General features: G+C 54.7%; 15 protein-coding genes and 2 tRNA genes. 9 read left to right on the top strand and 8 right to left on the bottom strand.

Translation table 11 applies throughout. From position 1 onward, the window contains the following. Window positions 1-52: 52 nt before the first annotated feature. Both ghrA and GW591_RS03840 read right to left on the bottom strand, forming a co-directional pair. Window positions 53-994: a glyoxylate/hydroxypyruvate reductase GhrA gene (gene ghrA, locus GW591_RS03845; protein ID WP_166860137.1), complete on the bottom strand. Its 942-nt coding sequence runs from the start codon at window positions 992-994 to the stop codon at window positions 53-55. A gap of 125 nt (window positions 995-1,119) precedes the next feature. Continuing rightward, window positions 1,120-2,601: a peptide MFS transporter gene (locus GW591_RS03840; RefSeq protein WP_013575010.1), complete on the bottom strand. Its 1,482-nt coding sequence runs from the start codon at window positions 2,599-2,601 to the stop codon at window positions 1,120-1,122. A gap of 395 nt (window positions 2,602-2,996) precedes the next feature. Between GW591_RS03840 and GW591_RS03835 the strand changes: the two genes are divergently transcribed. From GW591_RS03835 to GW591_RS03825, 3 genes are all read left to right on the top strand, one after another. After that, window positions 2,997-3,086 (top strand) — tRNA-Ser (locus GW591_RS03835). Beyond that, the gene (locus GW591_RS03830) at window positions 3,044-3,187 is read left to right on the top strand and encodes a hypothetical protein (RefSeq protein ID WP_153375011.1); all 144 of its coding nucleotides are present in this window, start codon (window positions 3,044-3,046) and stop codon (window positions 3,185-3,187) included. Before GW591_RS03835 ends, GW591_RS03830 begins: the two co-directional genes overlap by 43 nt. A gap of 94 nt (window positions 3,188-3,281) precedes the next feature. Then, window positions 3,282-3,371 (top strand) — tRNA-Ser (locus tag GW591_RS03825). 246 nt (window positions 3,372-3,617) lie between these two features. Here GW591_RS03825 and astE read toward each other — a convergent pair. The 6 genes from astE to GW591_RS03795 form a co-directional block, all read right to left on the bottom strand. Then, window positions 3,618-4,598, bottom strand: a complete 981-nt coding sequence (gene astE, locus GW591_RS03820) for a succinylglutamate desuccinylase (protein WP_112197720.1) — start codon at window positions 4,596-4,598, stop codon at window positions 3,618-3,620. A gap of 20 nt (window positions 4,599-4,618) precedes the next feature. Continuing rightward, on the bottom strand, window positions 4,619-5,962 hold the full coding sequence (gene astB / locus GW591_RS03815; protein WP_013575008.1) for an N-succinylarginine dihydrolase: 1,344 nt from the start codon (window positions 5,960-5,962) through the stop codon (window positions 4,619-4,621). 10 nt (window positions 5,963-5,972) lie between these two features. Beyond that, window positions 5,973-7,451 (bottom strand): succinylglutamate-semialdehyde dehydrogenase, encoded by a 1,479-nt coding sequence (gene astD, locus GW591_RS03810; RefSeq protein ID WP_166860135.1) that lies wholly within the window; start codon window positions 7,449-7,451, stop codon window positions 5,973-5,975. Beyond that, window positions 7,448-8,521 (bottom strand): arginine N-succinyltransferase, encoded by a 1,074-nt coding sequence (gene astA, locus GW591_RS03805; RefSeq protein WP_013575006.1) that lies wholly within the window; start codon window positions 8,519-8,521, stop codon window positions 7,448-7,450. Before astA ends, astD begins: the two co-directional genes overlap by 4 nt. A gap of 28 nt (window positions 8,522-8,549) precedes the next feature. Then, on the bottom strand, window positions 8,550-9,770 hold the full coding sequence (locus GW591_RS03800; RefSeq protein WP_166860134.1) for an aspartate aminotransferase family protein: 1,221 nt from the start codon (window positions 9,768-9,770) through the stop codon (window positions 8,550-8,552). A gap of 260 nt (window positions 9,771-10,030) precedes the next feature. Beyond that, entirely contained in the window at window positions 10,031-10,228 is a 198-nt protein-coding gene (locus GW591_RS03795; protein ID WP_126124174.1) for a hypothetical protein, read from the bottom strand. A gap of 358 nt (window positions 10,229-10,586) precedes the next feature. Here GW591_RS03795 and GW591_RS03790 point away from each other — a divergent pair, with 358 nt between their 5' ends. The 6 genes from GW591_RS03790 to GW591_RS03765 all read left to right on the top strand — a co-directional run bounded on the left by GW591_RS03790 (window position 10,587) and on the right by GW591_RS03765 (window position 17,604). After that, window positions 10,587-11,573, top strand: coding sequence for an autoinducer 2 ABC transporter substrate-binding protein (locus GW591_RS03790; RefSeq protein ID WP_013575004.1), 987 nt, complete (start codon window positions 10,587-10,589; stop codon window positions 11,571-11,573). A gap of 280 nt (window positions 11,574-11,853) precedes the next feature. After that, window positions 11,854-13,392 carry a sugar ABC transporter ATP-binding protein gene (locus GW591_RS03785; RefSeq protein ID WP_051931094.1) on the top strand — a complete coding sequence of 513 codons (1,539 nt, stop codon included), beginning with the start codon at window positions 11,854-11,856 and terminating at the stop codon, window positions 13,390-13,392. After that, complete coding sequence (locus tag GW591_RS03780) at window positions 13,385-14,374, top strand: ABC transporter permease (RefSeq protein ID WP_013575002.1); 990 nt, start codon at window positions 13,385-13,387, stop codon at window positions 14,372-14,374. The genes GW591_RS03785 and GW591_RS03780 overlap by 8 nt, the downstream gene beginning before the upstream one ends. Window position 14,375: 1 nt before the next feature. Continuing rightward, a complete protein-coding gene (locus tag GW591_RS03775; protein ID WP_013575001.1) occupies window positions 14,376-15,329 on the top strand; it encodes an ABC transporter permease in 954 nt (317 codons plus the stop codon). Between the two features lie 29 nt (window positions 15,330-15,358). After that, window positions 15,359-16,999: an FGGY-family carbohydrate kinase gene (locus GW591_RS03770; protein WP_013575000.1), complete on the top strand. Its 1,641-nt coding sequence runs from the start codon at window positions 15,359-15,361 to the stop codon at window positions 16,997-16,999. Beyond that, window positions 16,996-17,604 carry a KpsF/GutQ family sugar-phosphate isomerase gene (locus GW591_RS03765; protein WP_013574999.1) on the top strand — a complete coding sequence of 203 codons (609 nt, stop codon included), beginning with the start codon at window positions 16,996-16,998 and terminating at the stop codon, window positions 17,602-17,604. The genes GW591_RS03770 and GW591_RS03765 overlap by 4 nt, the downstream gene beginning before the upstream one ends. Window position 17,605: the final 1 nt, after the last annotated feature.

Genomic DNA, 17,605 nt, shown 5'->3' with positions numbered 1-17,605 from the left:
TATTCCGCTGCGGCAACATAACCGCAGCATTTATAATGTTAGCAGATGAATATCAGTAACCCCGGCCGGGATCGACACGTCCCGTCGGCTCGCGCCCTGCCTCTATCGCCAGAATGTTACTCACGATGCTGTCCATCGCCTGCTCCGGCAACGTATCCGCACCGACGTGTGGCGTGATGCTGACCCGCGGATGCGACCAGAACGGGTGCATGCCCGGCAACGGTTCTTCAACGAAAACGTCGAGCGTGGCAGCGGCAATCTGCCCGCTGTCGAGCGCACGCAGCAAATCGCCTTCCACCAGATGTCCGCCACGACCAAGGTTAATCAGGTACGCATTATGCGAAAGATTTGTGAACAGTTTATGATTGAGAACACCGGCGGTGTGCGGCGTGTTGGGTAACAGATTGATCAGCACTTTGCAGCCGCTGGCAAAAGTCGCCAGTTGATCGTCACCATAGAAACTCTCTACGCCTTCCTGCGACTTGGCGCTGCGGCTCCAGCTACGCACGGTGAATTGCATATCCACCAGTGCTTTCGCCACGCTGCTGCCGAGCACACCGGCACCAAGAATACCGATAATGAATTCACTGCGTGAATGCGGAACAAGCGGGCGCCATTGTTTTTGTTGCTGGAAGAGCTGATATTCATCCATCCGGCGGAAATAACGTAATACCGTCGCCAGCGCATATTCCTGCATCTGCAACGCCATGCCGGTATCTTCCAGGCGCAGCAACGGTACGCCGGCGGGCAATGTGCCCGGCTGACGCTGTTCCTGTGTCAGGATGGCATCCACTCCCGCCCCCAGCGCGAAAATACCTTTCAGCATCGTGCGCGGCGCGAGCATGGCATGCGGTGGCCGCCAGACCAGCGCGTAATCCGCCGGGTCCTGATCATTCGCCTTCCACGCACGCACGTTGGCCTGCGGTAATCTTTTTGTTATTCCGTCAATCCAGGGTTTTGCATCAGATGTAGGGTGGTAAAAAATAATGTTCATCGGGGAAGCCTCCTGTGAACAGATAGATTTCCCTGAATATCATCGGGATGCAACCCTGTGGCGTAAAAAAGAACAAGCCCCGGAATTCGGGGCTTGTGAAGTGAGTGACGGAGACTGCGAATAAATCAGGCGGCAACCGGCTCACGGTGGATCATCCGGCGCAGCAGCGGGATAAGCACCAGCAGCACCACACCCGTGATAACGGAACCCCAGCCCAGCGCATTAAACACCTGACTGTAGCCCGGATTGGTCAGCGCTGGCGTACTGCCCGCGTTCTGCGGCATCAGCCCGGAAATGTAACTGGCCAGCACCGACGCCACGCCAGTGACCATCATCCAGCAGCCCATCATCACACCCTGATAACGCGGCGGTGCCAGCTTGCCGATCATCGCGTAACCGATCGGTGAAATCAGCAGTTCGCCGATGCTTTGCAGCAGATAGCTGAGGGCAATCCATTTAAACGCCACCAGGCCGTCGCCGCCCGCCAGATGAATACCCAACGGCAGCACCAGCATGCCCAGCCCCATACAGAACAGGGATGCGGAGAACTGCGCCGGAATATCGATGTTCCAGCCGCGCTGACGCAGGCGGTTGAACCACAGTGCCATCAGCGGCCCACCGATCACGATAACCACGGTATTAATGTTCTGGATCCACTGCGGTGCCACGCGGATACCATATACATTCAGGTTGATGTTGTTTTCAGAGAACAGCATCAGCCCCATGGGTGCCAGCTGATACAGTGTCCAGAAAACTAACGAACCCAGCGCCAGCAGCAGATACGCCTTCATGCGGCGGCGTTCATCCGCATCGCGATGGCGAAAAGTGACCAGCGCCATTAATGCGAAAATCACAATGCCCAGCGCGACCACAAAATAACTGCTGAATTCTGCGTGGGTCAGCAACATGCGGATAACCGGCACCAGTACAATCAGGATGGCAATACCGACCGCCATCCGGCGCAGTAACTGGCTGCGGCTGGCCTCTTTCAGCGGCGTGCTGATATCGGCCAGAATCGACCAGCGGGAAAGTGTCACCACAATCGCCGCGACATTCCCTAACGTGGCGAACAGGAACAGCGCGCGGTAGTTTTCACTGAGCTGGAAATAACCGGCGACCGCAAAGCCTATAAAGAAGCCCAGATTCATCCCGGCATAATTCCACAGGAAGGCCGATTCACGGCGGTCATCGTCCGGTGCAAAACGCTGGGTCAGCATCATATTCAGACAGGTCACATTCAGTCCGCTGCCGGTCAGGAACATGGCTAATCCCCAGTACAACCCGGTCACACCTTCCAGCGCAATCAGCGCACAGCCAAAGACCTGCAACACCATGCCGAGCACGAACAGATTACGGTTGCTGAGATAACGCCCGCCAAGGTAGCCGCCGAACATATGCAGCCCGTAGTTGAATGCGCCGAACACGCCCATGATGGCGTTGGCGTTATCTTCACTGAAACCGAGTTTTTTGGTGGCGTACAGGACCAGCGTGGAATACAGCACCGCAAAGCCGAGCGTTGCGAATGTCTGAACGAAGAATAATGTGCCCGCTCCGGCAGGAATTGCCGTCCGGTGTTGCGACGCGGTCGCGTTATTTGACTGACTCAAGAATAACCCCTGCCCTTATGTGATAAATAACCCTGCTTCAAAGGATGACTTGTACAGTTCTTATGCGAAGCATTTTTTCAGAGTGCATTGTTATACCGCTACCATGAATGATTACCACAACATATCTTGCTATTTAGCCGTAACAAAAAGTGTTTGCGGGATAATTGTGCTTTCATGCAAAAATTCTACTTATTTATGCATTCTGATAAGCAATTTTAATCACGCCATGCAACCAGATACCGGCTGTTCATCCTTAACGCATTTTTTGCTCTTTAAATCATCAGATTGCTCTAAGTTTGTCTAAACGGCATGGAACCTGCAAAAGAGTGTTGACGGTGAGGCGACTTTTCCCTACATTAGCGCCGGTCAGCAGCACTGCGGTGCAGCCGACGACTGGAGAGGTGTCTGAGTGGCTGAAGGAGCACGCCTGGAAAGTGTGTATATGAGCAATCGTATCGAGGGTTCGAACCCCTCTCTCTCCACCACATTAAACAAAAAAGGTTCTGATGAAAATCAGAGCCTTTTTTGTTTTTGGGCGCTTTCAAAATCCGCCAGCCACGGCATTCTCCCGGCGAACAGACTCTGAGCGCCTGACACAAAACGCTGAAAATTTTCTTGACCCTTCGCGGCGGTCTCCCTATAGTAGCGCCCCGTTGCAACGCTCGCGCTGTAACGAACACGGTGAGGTGTCTGAGTGGCTGAAGGAGCACGCCTGGAAAGTGTGTATACGAGAAATCGTATCGAGGGTTCGAACCCCTCTCTCACCGCCAAATTAAAGAAAAAGGGTCCTGATGAAAATCAGGACCCTTTTTCTTTTGGTGCAACGCATCCCGATAAAGGGAATGAGTTGCGGCTGAGATGCCATTAATACCCCACCCCGACCCTCCCCTTCGCAGGGGAGGGAGCTGATCGCGTTCTACTCTGCGCGCACCGTAAGCGGGTTTTTGCCCTGCTCCTCCCCCTGCGAAGGGGGAGGTTGGGAGGGGGTTTTGCAGCTACTGCGGTGCTTTTACTCATCAGATTTTCATCAGCATCAGCCCTGCCCTTAACCCCAGCGCCACATTCGGATTCGGGAATAACACGACTTCTTCCTCTGCTTCAACCTTGTAGGTTTTACCGCTTTCTTTAGCAATGACAAACCCCTGCCTGAACGCTGTAAAATTCAGGGCATCTGCCGGGACAAATAACTCGAAATCTTCCTGTGACCGGATCACATCCTGCACCACACGGTAATGCACCAGCGGCGCGGCGGCGTCACGGGCAGGCATCGGTTCGCCACTCACCAGCGTTTGCAGCGCGCGGCGGATACCGGTGAACTGCGCGTGATCGTTACTGCCGAACGGCAGCGCTTTGCCCAGTTCCAGCGTGCAACTGTCGGCCTGAAAAACATCGCTGCTGAAATGCGTAAAAGTACCGCCCGGCGAACGGTGATGCACCAGCGCATCCAGCCCGGCGGCGTCGAGCCAGGCGAGCATCGCTTCGCTTTTCGGACGACTTTGTAAAGGCAGCAGCCCGAAGCGCACGTGTTTTGATCCGCGGATCGCCGTGTGCAAATCATAGTGGAATCGCTGCGTGGTTCCCGCCGCCGTGGCACTGCGGTAAAACAACGCCATCACCTGTTCGAGTTCCTGCGCCCGGCGGGTTTCATCATTCGGTGTATAACGCGCATGACGCCCGCCGAACATGCGGTTCATGTCAGCCTCCACAAACCGCTTATTGACACGCATTGACGGCGGATTGCCCAGTAACACCAGCAGCCGGACCCGCAACAGCCTTTCGCCTGACAGCAACTCGCTGACCAGTTGATTGAGCAGTTCAACCGGCGCAGTTTCATTACCGTGAATACCGGCGGAAATCACCACCGCCGCCTCGCAGGGCTGCCGCGGTGAAAGCTCGAGAATGCCTTCACCACGCCATTGCCAGTCCAGCGTTTCGGTTTGTCCGGCAGGTTCTTTCACCGCATCACCGGCAAGCGTCGTCGCCAGTAAATCAAACATACATTCACTCCTGTGATGGCTCAGCGCTGGAACGGATAAATCGCACCCAGCCCGAGAATATTGGTCAGTTCGTCGAGCGCAGTACGCACTTCGGTCAGAAGCTGTGGATCGGCCAGATCTTTGGCCTGCATCCGGTCACGATAATGCGTGTCCACCCAGGTATTGAGCCGCGTGAACTGACTGTCACTCATCAGCGAAGCCACATTGATTGCATTAAGTTCGTTGCGGTTGAGCGCGACACGCAGGCGCAAACACGCCGGGCCACCGCCGTTGCGCATGCTTTCACGCAGATCAAACACTTCAATCTGATCAACCGGGCCACCGCTGTCTTTCAGTGCTGAAAGATACGTCCAGACGCCGGTGTGCTGGCGGGACTCTTCCGGCACCACCAGCATCATTTTGCCGTCGGATTTGGTCAGGAGCTGGCTGTTAAACAGATACGTCGCGACCGCATCGTCGAGAGACACTTTTGACTGCGGCACTTCAATCGGGTGGAAATCCAGCTCAAGCGCCGCCATTTTGCGACGAATTTCCTCCAGCGCTTTGCCTGAATTCACAAACGCCTGCTCGTGATGGAAAAGCACGTTGCCGTTGCTGACAGAAATGACGTCGTTATGAAAAACGCCGCTGTCGATGGCTTGCGGATTTTGCTGAATAAACACCGTGCGCTTTTCATCAAGCTGATGCAAACGCGCTACGGCATCACTGGCTAAACGGGTCTGACGTGCCGGATAACGCACCGGTTCGTTGTCGCCGGTCGCCAGCCCGTCGCGTCCGTAAACAAACACCTGTACGCCGGGTTTATCGTACTCACCGCATAACCGGTTATGATTCGCCGCGCCCTCATCCCCCAGCGCCGCCACCTGCGGCAGCGCATCGTGATGGGCAAAATATTTATCGGCATGGAAGGTCGCGCGTAAAATGGCAGACGTGGTTTCTGCCTCAATGGCCCGGTGAAACTTATTATTCAGGTTGGCAACCGTGAAATGCACACGCCCGTCTGCACTGTCTGCCGAAGGCGACACCGTGGCCGCATTCGCCACCCACATGGAAGACGCCGAACTCAGTGACGACAGCAAACGCGGCGAATAAGCCTGCGCCTTAGTCAGCACTTCGCGATCGCTGCCACCAAAACCCATTTTGCGCAATGTGCTCAGATGCGGACGTTCATGCGGCGGCAAAATCCCCTGTGCAAAACCGAGATCGGCCAGCGATTTCATTTTCAGCAAGCCCTGTTTTGCCGCCAGACGCGGGTTCGCCACCGCATTCTGGTTTTTAGTCGAGGCTTCATTGCCAAACGACAGCCCCGCGTAATGGTGCGTCGGCCCGACTAAGCCGTCAAAATTTGCTTCACATCCAGACATTGCTGTCTCCTCAGGTTGTACGGAAATCAATACCAGGCGACAGCGTCGCAGGGAGTTCCAGCTTGTCTGTTTCCAGCGAGGCCATCGGCCAGGCACAATAATCCGCCGCATAATAAGCACTTGGGCGGTGATTGCCTGAAGCACCGATGCCACCAAAAGGCGCGTTGCTCGATGCGCCGGTCAGCGGTTTGTTCCAGTTCACAATGCCCGCCCTTGCTTCCAATAATAGCTGCTCAAACTGAGAGCGCTCAGCAGAGATAAGTCCGGTGGCCAGCCCGAAACGGGTCTGATTGGCGAGGGCGACGGCATTATCGAAATCGCTGTAACGGTAAATGCTCAGCAACGGGCCGAAGTATTCTTCATCGGGAATGCCCGCCACACCGGTCAGATCGATAATCCCCGGTGTCAGCAGGGTATTGAGCGGATCCGGGCGCGTCAGCAACAGCAGAGGTTTACCGCCCAGCGCCAGCAGTTCGTCCTGTGCTTTGAGCATATTGCGTGCCGCCACGTCAGAAATCACACCGCCCATAAACGGCTGCGGATCATCGTTCCAGCCGCCCACGCGCAGTTGCATGGTGACATCGAGCAAACGCGCGATAAATGCATCACCTGCCGCGCCCTCTTTCACCAGCAGACGGCGTGCACAGGTACAACGCTGTCCGGCAGAAATAAACGCCGACTGAATAGTCAGATTAACCGCTGCATCAATATCTTCTACCGGCTCGACAATCAGCGCGTTGTTGCCGCCCATTTCCAGCGCCAGAATTTTTTCAGGCTGACCGGCGAGCTGGCGGTGCAACTGATAGCCGGTGCCCGCGCTGCCGGTAAACAGCAGACCGTCGATATTGTGGCACACTGCCAGCGCCTCACCGGTCGAACGACCGCCTTGTACCAGATTCAGCACACCTTCCGGCAGTCCCGCCTGTTGCCACAACTTCACCGTTTCTTCGGCAGTTTTGGGCGTCAGTTCGCTCGGTTTGAAGACCAGCGTGTTGCCCGCCAGCAAGGCCGGAACGATATGGCCGTTCGGCAGATGTCCGGGGAAATTATACGGACCAAAAACCGCCAGCACGCCATGCGGCCGGTGGCGCAGCACGGCTTCACCGTCGGGCATGGCGGTGTGTTTCTCGCCAGTGCGTTGCTGGTTGGCTTCCAGTGAAATCGACACCTTGCCGATCATCGCCTGAATCTCGGTCAGCGTCTCCCAGCGTGGTTTGCTGGTTTCCAGACTGATAATTTCCGCCAGCCGTGCTTTATGTTCCGTCAGTAAATCCGCAAAACGTTGAATCACTTCGGCGCGTTCGGCCACGGTTTTACGTGCCCAGGCGGGAAATGCCGTGCGGGCGGCTGTACAGGCAGCATCGACATCTTCCGCATTGGCGCTCAGTGCCGACCACAACAACGTATTATCTGCCGGATTGGTTTTGTTCAGTTGCGCGCCTTGTCCGCTGCGCCACTGGCCCTGAATAAAAAGTGCAGGTTGCATCATGCGAGACTTTCCTTTTTGAGAATAGGGGTTGCAGGAGCCGGTTTATCGCCGGGGAAAAGCGCCACGGCGCGCAGGGTATCGCCCTCGCGCAGGCCAAGCATGTCAGCCTCGCGGGAATTAAGCGTCAGCGAATCTGCTGAATCTCCGCCCGGCACCAGCAGGGCGCGGAAATGCTGATATTGCTCGTTGGCCACCAGGTACAGCGGCTCATCACGACCGCTGCGGTGTTCCGCCAGCCGCACCGGCAACAGACGGCTTTCTTTGACGGCGCGTAACTGATCGATTTCACCTTCGAGCGTCGGACCGGCATCGAAGATATCCACATAACCTTCGTAACGCAGCCCTTCACCTTCAAGTACGGCACGCGCCGGGGCGGTTTGCGGATGTACTTCGCCGATCACTTCACGGGCCTCATGGCTGAGCAATTCGGTATATAAAGGATGCTTTGGCATCAGTTCGGCAATAAAGGATTTCTGTCCCATGCCGGTCAGACGGTCAGCTTCGGCGAATTCCATACCAAAAAAATGACGCCCGACACTGTCCCAGAACGGGGAATGGCCGCTGTCGTCAGACATGCCGCGCATCTCCGCAATTACCTTGCGGGAGAAATACTCACGAAATGCCGCCAGAAACAGGAAACGGACCTTCGACAACAGTTGCCCGTTTTTGCCGTGACGGCAGTCCGGATCGAGGAACAGCGTGCAAAGTTCGGTATAACCGGTGTGATCGTTACTCAGAAACAGCGTCGGCACCGGCTTATAAATATTCAGGCTTTTGGAGGCGTGCACCAGCGTGCCGAGGCGGAAGTTGTACCACGGCTCACTCAGCCCGACCGCCACTTCAATAGCGCTGACGCCGACAACTTTTTGCTGTTCGGTGTCTTCGAGCACGAACAGATAGCCCTGTTCGCCTTTTTCCAGGCGACCTTCCCAGGTCGCCACTGAGCGCTCAATGCGCCCGCGTAAATGCGCTTCATCCTTGGGCAAAGACGTTAAACCGATGCCGGTTTTGCCTGACAACTGCAGGATATCGGCGAGATCGCCGGGCCGCACAGGTCGAATCAACATCATGATGCGCTACCTCATTTAACCCAAAGAATCACACGCACAGGCGCGCGACAGCCCGCTCAAGGCGGTTCAGCCCTTCTTCAATATCCGCGCCCGGAATAATCAGTGATGGCGCAAAGCGCAGTACATTTGGCCCGGCAATCAGGGCGATCAGTCCTTCTTCTGCCGCCAGCGTGTTCAGCTGTTTGGCCTGATCTTTATACCGTTCACTCATCACAGCGCCGATCAGCAGCCCCTGCCCGCGCACTTCGCTGAACACCTTATAACGGTCATTGATGCGTTTCAGACCATCGGCAAACCACTGATGACGCTTTTGCACACCGGACAACACCTCCGGCGTGTTAATCAGCTCAAAGACTTTGCCCGCCACCGCCGTCGCCAGCGGGTTACCGCCGTAAGTGGTGCCGTGCGTGCCCGGCTGGAATAACGCAGCATAGCGGTCAGTGGTCAGCATCGCGCCAATCGGGAAACCGCCACCCAGCGCTTTGGCGCTGGTCAGAATGTCCGGCACCACGCCGTAATGCTGATACGCATACAGCTCGCCGGTACGCCCGACGCCGGTCTGTACTTCATCGAAAATCAGCACAGACTGATGTTTGTCACACAGCTCACGCAGACCTTGCAGGAAACCGGCCTCTGCCGGTACCACACCGCCTTCGCCCTGGATCGGTTCGACAATCACGGCACAGGTGCGGGAAGAAATCTGGCTGGCAACGGCGGCCAGATCGTTAAACGGCAGATGGGTAATCGCCTGCGGTAAAGGCGCAAAATCTTCTGAATATTTCGGCTGACCGCCGGTCGTCACCGTAAACAGCGTGCGGCCATGAAACGCGTTTTTGAAGGCGATGATTTCATTCTTTTCGCCGCCGGATTTATTACCGTACAGCCTGGCCAGTTTCAGCGCCGCTTCGTTGGCTTCCGCGCCGGAGTTACAGAAAAACACTTTGTCCGCAAAGGTGGCGTCGATCAGTTGCTTCGCCAGACGCAGCACCGGTTCGTTGGTGTAACCGTTGCCCAGATGCCAGACTTTATCCGCCTGTTCATGCAAGGTTTTACGAATTTCCGGATGCGCATGTCCCAGCGCATTCACGGCAATCCCGCCTGCGAAATCGACATAATCTTTACCCGTCTGATCCCACAGCCAGGATCCTTCGCCACGCACAGGAATAAACGCCGCCGGGGCATAAACCGGCACCATCCAGTCATCAAAGTTCTGGCGGCTGACGTTTTGTGGTTGCTGTTGGTGTTCCATATAAACCTCTTTTTCGCTGATTTCAGGGTGCACACCCCCGTCCCCCATACAGACAGGAAGTGCACCGGGTTCCGATGTTTTTGCACATTTAGCGGGCAATCGCGCTGGCGAGAAATGGCAGTTACTAATTTGTTATTTAAAAGTTAACAAATAATTTCACTCAGTCTCATCATAGATTGCAGTCTTCATGCCAGCAAAGGAAAAAAGTGAATAAAAAAAATGACATCGAGAAAAAACAACCACTTAATATCGCCTGTTATTCACTTTAATTGCATAAAAAATGAATAAAAGAAAAAATCCCCTTTTGCAGCAACGAGGGCACAAGAATGAGTATGCAGGGAAATATTTTGATTTCGGGTGGAATGTTTTATGCAGGATTGTGATCCGGCGCGGATCACCCGCGCTTCAATGCAGAGCAATGCCAGATAAAGGTGCAACAGCGCACGATTTTGGCGCACCCGCGTCCCGTGACGCTGCTCACAGTCTGTGCAAATAAAAAAAACCACGCGGTCTTTCTTTCAGAAAAAAGACCGTTATTACTTTCTCATGTTTCTTATTTGTTAAATATTAGGTATTTTTTTGTTTAATTGTTATCGGTAACATTTATCAAATCCCAAGCTATGATGGTTTTTATATTTTTAATTAACTTAATTTTTACATATAAAACCACTTAATTTAACATTTTAGGGCTTTGATCACATTCCGTTCACGACCACGCGAAAACAGCTTTCCCCTTAAGTTAATCTCTGAATGTGGAATAAATAACCACCATCCGTTCCCTACACCAAAACAGAACCTCATAAGAAAGGTACAGACATGAAATTTAACCTCGCATTAGTCAGTGCATGTGTGGTTTCAGCATGCATGTTATTCACAACACCGTCGTTCGCCGCCAAACCCTATGACATTGCCGTCGTCGCTAAAGTCACCGGTATTCCCTGGTTCACCCGCATGGAAGTCGGCGTAAAAGAAGCCGCGCAGAAGCTGGATGTCAACGCCTATCAGGTAGGCGCATCCACGCCGGATCCGGCACAGCAGGTCAAAGTGATTGAAGATTTGATCGCCAAAAAAGTCGACGCCATTATCGTGGTACCGAACGACGCCAAAGTGCTGGAGCCGGTGCTGAAAAAAGCCCGTGATCAGGGCATCGTGGTGTTAACACATGAATCTCCCGATCAGCAGATTGGTCAGTGGGATATCGAAACCATCGACAGCCAGAAATATGCCGAAGCCAATATGGACGAGCTGGCGAAAGATATGGGCGGCAAAGGCGGTTATGCGATTTATGTCGGTTCCCTGACCGTGCCATTGCATAACGCATGGGCTGATGCCGCCATTAAATATCAGAAAGAAAAATACCCGGACATGCATGAAGTCACTTCACGCCTGCCGGTCGCAGAAAACATCGATAAGTCTTACTCCACGACGCTCGATTTAATGAAAACCTACCCTGACCTGAAAGGGATTATCGGTTTCGGTTCGCTCGGCCCGATCGGTGCCGGTCAGGCCGTTCAGCAGAAACGTGCGAAAAATAAAATTGCCGTTGTCGGTATCGCTATGCCAGCTCAGGCCGCGCCCTATCTGATGCGTGGCGATATTAAGAAAGTGCTGTTGTGGGATCCGAAAGATGCCGGTTACGCCTTAGTCACCGTTGCTGACCAGATGTTGCAGGGTAAAGAAGTGACTAAAGATCTGAGCATTGACGGGCTGGGCAAAGCTGATGTGGATATGGATAAGCATGTGATCCGCTTTAATAAAATTCTGGAAGTCACACCAGAGAATGCGAAATCACTTGGCTTCTGATTTAACTTTTTAATGCTTTTATTTACCGGATATTTACCGGAGATAAATTTATCTCCAGCGCCACACCAGGCAAATAGAAACAGATACGGCGATGTTTGCTGTGCCGTATCTGAATTTCTAATCAGACATTGAAAACTTATACCCTAAATAATTCGAGTTGTGGGAAGGTGGCAAATGAGTGAATCCCGATGAGCTTACATAAGTAAGTGATTCGGGTGAGCGAGTGCAGCCAACGCATCCACAGCGCGAAGTATGAAGGGTATGTTGTAAGGATAATGTGATGAATACTCTCACTCCGTCGTCCAGTTCGCGCACGTCCCCTGCCCCTGCTGAGGCCTTTATCAGCCTCGAAAAAATCAGTAAAAAATTCCCCGGCGTATTAGCGCTGGATAATGTCAGCCTGACGCTGAATAAAGGCGAAGTGCATTGCCTCGCGGGTCAGAATGGCTGCGGCAAGAGCACCATTATTAAAGTCATTTCCGGGGTCTATCAGCCGGAAAAAGGGGCGGCGATTACCCTCGACGGGAAATTATTTCATACCCTGACGCCACAACTTTCTTCTTATTACGGCATTCAGGTTATTTATCAGGATTTATCTTTATTCCCGAATTTATCGGTGGCTGAAAATATCGCTATTCACCGTTATTTACCGGGCGGCGATTTCTGGGTACATCGCGAGGCAATGCGCAAAAAAGCGGTCGCGGCGATGCAACGCGTCGGCGTCTCTCTGGACCCGGATCGTAAAGTCGAAAAGCTGTCGATCGCCGACCGTCAGTTAGTGGCAATATGCCGCGCAATCGCCGCTGACGCCAGTCTGGTTATCATGGATGAACCAACCGCCTCACTGACCCGCACCGAAGTAAACGGTCTGCTGCGGGTGGTGAATGAGCTGAAAGCCGCCGGTATTTGCGTGGTGTTTGTCAGCCACCGTCTTGATGAAGTGATGGAAGTCGCTGACCGTATCAGCGTGATGCGTGACGGCAAACTGGTCGGCACCTATCCGGCCAGCGAACTCGACAGCAATGAGCTGGCCTTCCTGATGACCGGACAGCGTTTTACCTACAGTCATCTGCCGCACCGTGCGCCCGCAGACGTGACGCCGCTGCTGGAAGTCCGCCGCCTGAGCCGCAAAGGTCAGTATCAGGATATTTCGCTGTCGCTGCGTCAGGGCGAGATCACCTCGATTATCGGTCTGCTCGGTTCAGGGCGAACCGAGCTGTGTCTGAGCCTGTTTGGCATGAGCCAGCCGGACAGCGGGGAAATCCGCGTTAACGGCAATGCGGTGAAATTCCACAGCAACCGCGATGCTATCCGCCACGGTATTGCTTATGTGTCGGAAGACCGTCTGACACAAGGGTTGATCATGGAGCAATCCATTTACGACAACACGCTGGTGTCGATTTTCGACAAGTTGCACACCCGCGCAGGGCTGATGGATCACCGCAAAGCAGCGTCAGTGGTGAAAGACCTGATCCGTGATCTGAACATTAAAGTGTCGGACAGCGGCCTGCCAGTGAAAACCCTGTCCGGCGGCAATGCGCAGCGTATCGCTATCGCCAAATGGGTGGCGACGCAACCGCATATCCTGATCCTCGACTCCCCCACGGTGGGTGTCGATATCGCCAACAAAGAAGGGATTTATCGCATCGCACGTGATCTGGCGGAGTCCGGCATGGCGGTGCTGATGATTTGCGATGAAATCCCGGAAGCTTATTACAACAGTCACCGCGTGCTGGTGATGCGCAAAGGCGAACTGGTGGCGGAATTCGCCCCACACCAGAGCAGCGAAGCGCAAATTGCGGAGGCGATCAATGGATAATAAATCTCTCTCGAAACTGTTTTCTCAGCACGAATTCTGGCTGGGATTACTGGTTCTGCTGCTGGTGATTGGCCTGAGTGTCAGCACCAGTGAATTTATGACGCTTGGCAACCTGACCGATGTCGCCACCAGTTACGCCATTCTCGGTATTCTGGCCTGTGGCCTGTTTGTGGTGCTGATCGCCGGTGGCATCGACATCTCCTTCCCGGCCGTCACCTCCATCGGTCAGTACGTGATGGCGAGTTACATCATTCATCATGGCGGCAGCTTTCCGCTGGCGTTTGCCATGTCGATGGGTACCGGTTTGTTACTCGGGCTGGTGAACGGTTTTCTGGTTTACTGGCTGCGCGTTCCGGCCATTATTATCACCATTGCCACGCTGAACCTGTTCTACGGTTTGCTGGTGTATCTGACCAACGGCACCTGGCTGTACGGTTTCCCTGACTGGTTTATGAACGGCATTAACTGGTTCTCCTTTACCGCTGCCGATGGCTATGACTATGGCCTGACGCTGCCGCTGCTCAGCCTGCTGGGCGTGATTATCGCCACCGGCGTGCTGATGAACCGCACCCGCGTGGGACGTCAGATTTACGCGATGGGCAGCAACCGTGACGCCGCGTCGCGTCTCGGTCTGAACATCCTGCGGCTACATTTTTACGTCTACGGTTTTATGGGATTGCTGGCGGGTATCGCTGCCGTGGTGCAGGCACAAATTACGCAGTCGGTGGCACCTAACTCACTGCTCGGTTATGAGCTGACGGTACTGGCGGCGGTGGTCTTAGGCGGCACCAGCATGACCGGCGGACGCGGCTCGCTCACCGGCACCATTCTCGGTGTGATGCTGCTGGCCTTCCTGCAAAACGGCCTGACCTTGCTGAGCATTTCGTCTTACTGGCATCAGGTTTTCAGCGGCGTGATCATTCTGGTCAGCATCAGCAGCACCGCGTGGAATGAAAAACGCAAACTGGCAAAGGGGATGTGACATGACAACCTTAAACCGATTCTTCCCCGGCGACCGCATCATCCGTTTGCAGTTGCTGATCATCGTCGCCGTTGCCGTGTTGTTCTCATTCACGCTGGGCGGCAGTTTCTACAGCGTCGGTAATTTCCAGTCGATCTCTTCGCAGTTGCCGATTCTGGGCATGCTGGCGCTGGGGATGGGCATCACCATGCTCACCGGCGGTATCAACCTTTCGGTCATTGCCGGTGCCAATGCCTGTTCGCTGGTCATGGCGGCCATTCTGGTGGCACATCCGGATCAGCCGCAATATTTCGTGCTGGCGATGCTCGCCGGTCTGGCTGTTGCGGTTGTCATTGGCGTACTTAACGGCGCGCTGATTGCGTATATCGGTGTCTCACCGATTCTGGCAACGCTCGGCACCATGACACTTATCGCCGGGCTGAATATTCTGCTGACCAACGGCGCGGTGATTTCCGGCTTCCCGGCGGCGATACAGTATCTGAGCAATGGCAGTCTGCTGGGCATTCCCGTCGCCCTGCTGCTTTTCCTGCTGGTGGCGCTGTTGTTGTGGGTTTTACTCGAACACACCACGCTTGGCCGCAGTTTGTATCTGATGGGTTCCAACGAACAGGCCACGCGCTTCAGTGGCGTCAATACGCACAAAGTGACCATCGCGGTGTATGTGCTTTCCGCCCTGCTCGGCTGGGGCGCGGCACTGCTGATGATGTCCAAATTTAACTCGGCAAAAGCAGGCTACGGTGACTCGTATTTGCTGGTAACCATTCTGGCCTCCGTGCTCGGCGGAATTAACCCCGACGGCGGCTTCGGGCGGGTCATCGGACTGGTACTGGCGCTGATCGTCCTGCAAATGCTGGAAAGCGGCCTGAACCTGATGGGCGTCAGCAGTTACCTGACAATGGCTCTGTGGGGCGGCGTCCTGATCCTGTTTATCGCTCTGCAAAACAGAAAATCTTAAGCGAAAGCTTTTTACCGAAGGGAAAGAACATGGCGAGTTATTTTATTGGAGTAGACGTAGGAACCGGCAGCGCCCGCGCGGGCGTCTTCGACATGACCGGCCGCATGGTCGGCCAGGCCAGCCGTGAGATTACGTTGTACCGCCCGAAAGCCGATTTCGTTGAGCAATCTTCTGATGAGATCTGGCAGTCCGTTTGCAATGCCGTGAAAGACGCGGTCAATCAGGCGGACATCAACCCGATTCAGGTGAAAGGTATCGGTTTCGACGCCACCTGTTCGCTGGTAGTGCTGGATAAAGAAGGCAAGCCGCTGACCGTCAGCCCGTCCGGGCGCAGCGAGCAAAACATTATTGTCTGGATGGATCACCGCGCCATTACTCAGGCCGAGCGCATCAACGCCACAGGTCACCGCGTGCTGGAATTCGTCGGCGGGATTATTTCGCCGGAAATGCAGACGCCAAAATTGCTGTGGCTGAAACAGCATATGCCCACCACCTGGAACAACGTCGGCCACCTGTTCGACCTGCCGGATTTTCTGACCTGGCGCGCCACGCAGGACACCACCCGTTCGCTGTGTTCTACCGTCTGTAAATGGACGTATATCGGCCATGAAGACCGCTGGGATCCCAGCTATTTCCGTCAGATCGGACTGGAAGATTTACTGGAAAACAACGCGGCGAAAATCGGCAGCGAAGTGAAAACCATGGGTGAACCGCTCGGACACGGTCTGACCCAGCGTGCCGCTGCAGAAATGGGGCTGATGGCCGGTACCGCCGTCAGCGTTTCCATTATCGATGCCCACGCAGGCAGCCTCGGTATTCTCGGTGCCAGCGGCGCCTCCGGTGAATCGGCCGATTTCGACAACCGCATTGCGCTGATTGGTGGCACGTCCACGGCACATATGGCGATGTCCCGCAGCGCACGCTATATCGGCGGTATCTGGGGGCCATACTATTCGGCCATTCTGCCTGATTACTGGCTGAACGAAGGTGGACAATCCACTACCGGGGCGCTGATTGACCATGTGATTCAGTCGCATCCGTGTTATCAGGATTTACTGAAACAGGGCAAAGACAGCGGCAAAACCATCTATGAAGTGCTCAACGGCATTTTGCGAAAAATGGCCGGTGAACCGGAGAATATTGCCTTCCTGACCAAAGACATTCATATGCTGCCCTATTTCCACGGCAACCGTTCACCGCGCGCTAACCCGACGCTGACCGGTACGCTGACCGGCCTGAAACTCTCGCGTACGCCGGAAGACATGGCGCTGCATTATCTGGCCACCATTCAGGCGCTGGCGCTGGGCACCCGCCACATTATCGAGACCATGAATCAGAGCGGATATCGCATTGATACCATGATGGCAAGCGGCGGCGGCACCAAAAATCCGGTGTTTGTTCAGGAGCATTCCAACGCCACAGGCTGCGCGATGTTATTGCCGGAAGAAAGCGAAGCGATGCTGCTCGGCAGTGCCATGATGGGCACCGTCGCGGCGGGCGCCTACGACTCTTTGCCAGAAGCGATGGCCGCCATGAGCCGCATCGGCAAAACCGTGACACCGCAAACCAACAAAATTAAAGAGTATTACGACCGTAAATACCGCGTATTTCATGAGATGTACCACGACAGCATGAAATACCGCCGCCTGATGCAGGGGGAAACCCAATGAATGCGGATGAAGAATTTACCCTGGCGTGTCAGGGCTGGCAGACCTACAGTCAGGAATTACTGGCGTTACAGCATCATCTCGATGCTGATATATGGCAGCAGTTACTGACGCTGGTCACCGGCTGCACGGGCAAAATTGCCGTCACCGGCGTCGGCACGTCGGGCATTGCCGCGCGGAAAATAGCCCACATGCTGGCGTGCGTCGAGCAACCGGCGGTGTATCTGAGCGCCACCGATGCCGCCCACGGTGACCTGGGATTTATGCGCAGCAACGACCTGATGATCCTGATTTCCCGTGGCGGCAATTCTGAAGAGCTGACGCGCCTGTTACCGACGCTGAAAGCCAAAGGTGTGGCAATCATCAGTGTGACGGAGAATCTGGATTCGGCGATTGCCCGCGCCGCTACGCTAGTGGTGAAAACGCATATCCGGCGGGAAATCGACCCGCTCAATATGCTGGCCACCACGTCTGTCGTGCTGGTGCTGGCAGTGTTCGATGCATTGTGCGGCAATATCATGCTGCGCAACGGCTTCGATCAGCAAAGCCTGCTGAAAGTGCATCCGGGCGGAAATGTGGGTAAGACGCTGCGTGAGCAGGATCTGTGAA

Origin of the sequence: Rahnella aceris (genome assembly GCF_011684115.1) — a bacterium.
GTDB lineage: Bacteria > Pseudomonadota > Gammaproteobacteria > Enterobacterales > Enterobacteriaceae > Rahnella > Rahnella aceris.
The sequence above is the reverse complement of the archived record's forward strand: the minus strand, read 5'-3'. Positions and strand labels throughout refer to the sequence as shown.

What these genes read in the sequence shown, in the direction of transcription:
- GW591_RS03780 (WP_013575002.1), top strand. Translation starts at nt 13,385, where the DNA reads ATGGATAATAAATCTCTCTCGAAACTGTTTTCTCAGCACGAATTCTGG.
- GW591_RS03770 (WP_013575000.1), top strand. Translation starts at nt 15,359, where the DNA reads ATGGCGAGTTATTTTATTGGAGTAGACGTAGGAACCGGCAGCGCCCGC.
- GW591_RS03830 (WP_153375011.1), top strand. Translation starts at nt 3,044, where the DNA reads ATGAGCAATCGTATCGAGGGTTCGAACCCCTCTCTCTCCACCACATTA.
- astA (WP_013575006.1), bottom strand. Translation starts at nt 8,521, where the DNA reads ATGATGTTGATTCGACCTGTGCGGCCCGGCGATCTCGCCGATATCCTG.
- astB (WP_013575008.1), bottom strand. Translation starts at nt 5,962, where the DNA reads ATGTCTGGATGTGAAGCAAATTTTGACGGCTTAGTCGGGCCGACGCAC.
- GW591_RS03800 (WP_166860134.1), bottom strand. Translation starts at nt 9,770, where the DNA reads ATGGAACACCAACAGCAACCACAAAACGTCAGCCGCCAGAACTTTGAT.
- GW591_RS03790 (WP_013575004.1), top strand. Translation starts at nt 10,587, where the DNA reads ATGAAATTTAACCTCGCATTAGTCAGTGCATGTGTGGTTTCAGCATGC.
- ghrA (WP_166860137.1), bottom strand. Translation starts at nt 994, where the DNA reads ATGAACATTATTTTTTACCACCCTACATCTGATGCAAAACCCTGGATT.
- GW591_RS03775 (WP_013575001.1), top strand. Translation starts at nt 14,376, where the DNA reads ATGACAACCTTAAACCGATTCTTCCCCGGCGACCGCATCATCCGTTTG.
- astE (WP_112197720.1), bottom strand. Translation starts at nt 4,598, where the DNA reads ATGTTTGATTTACTGGCGACGACGCTTGCCGGTGATGCGGTGAAAGAA.
- GW591_RS03785 (WP_051931094.1), top strand. Translation starts at nt 11,854, where the DNA reads ATGAATACTCTCACTCCGTCGTCCAGTTCGCGCACGTCCCCTGCCCCT.
- astD (WP_166860135.1), bottom strand. Translation starts at nt 7,451, where the DNA reads ATGATGCAACCTGCACTTTTTATTCAGGGCCAGTGGCGCAGCGGACAA.
- GW591_RS03765 (WP_013574999.1), top strand. Translation starts at nt 16,996, where the DNA reads ATGAATGCGGATGAAGAATTTACCCTGGCGTGTCAGGGCTGGCAGACC.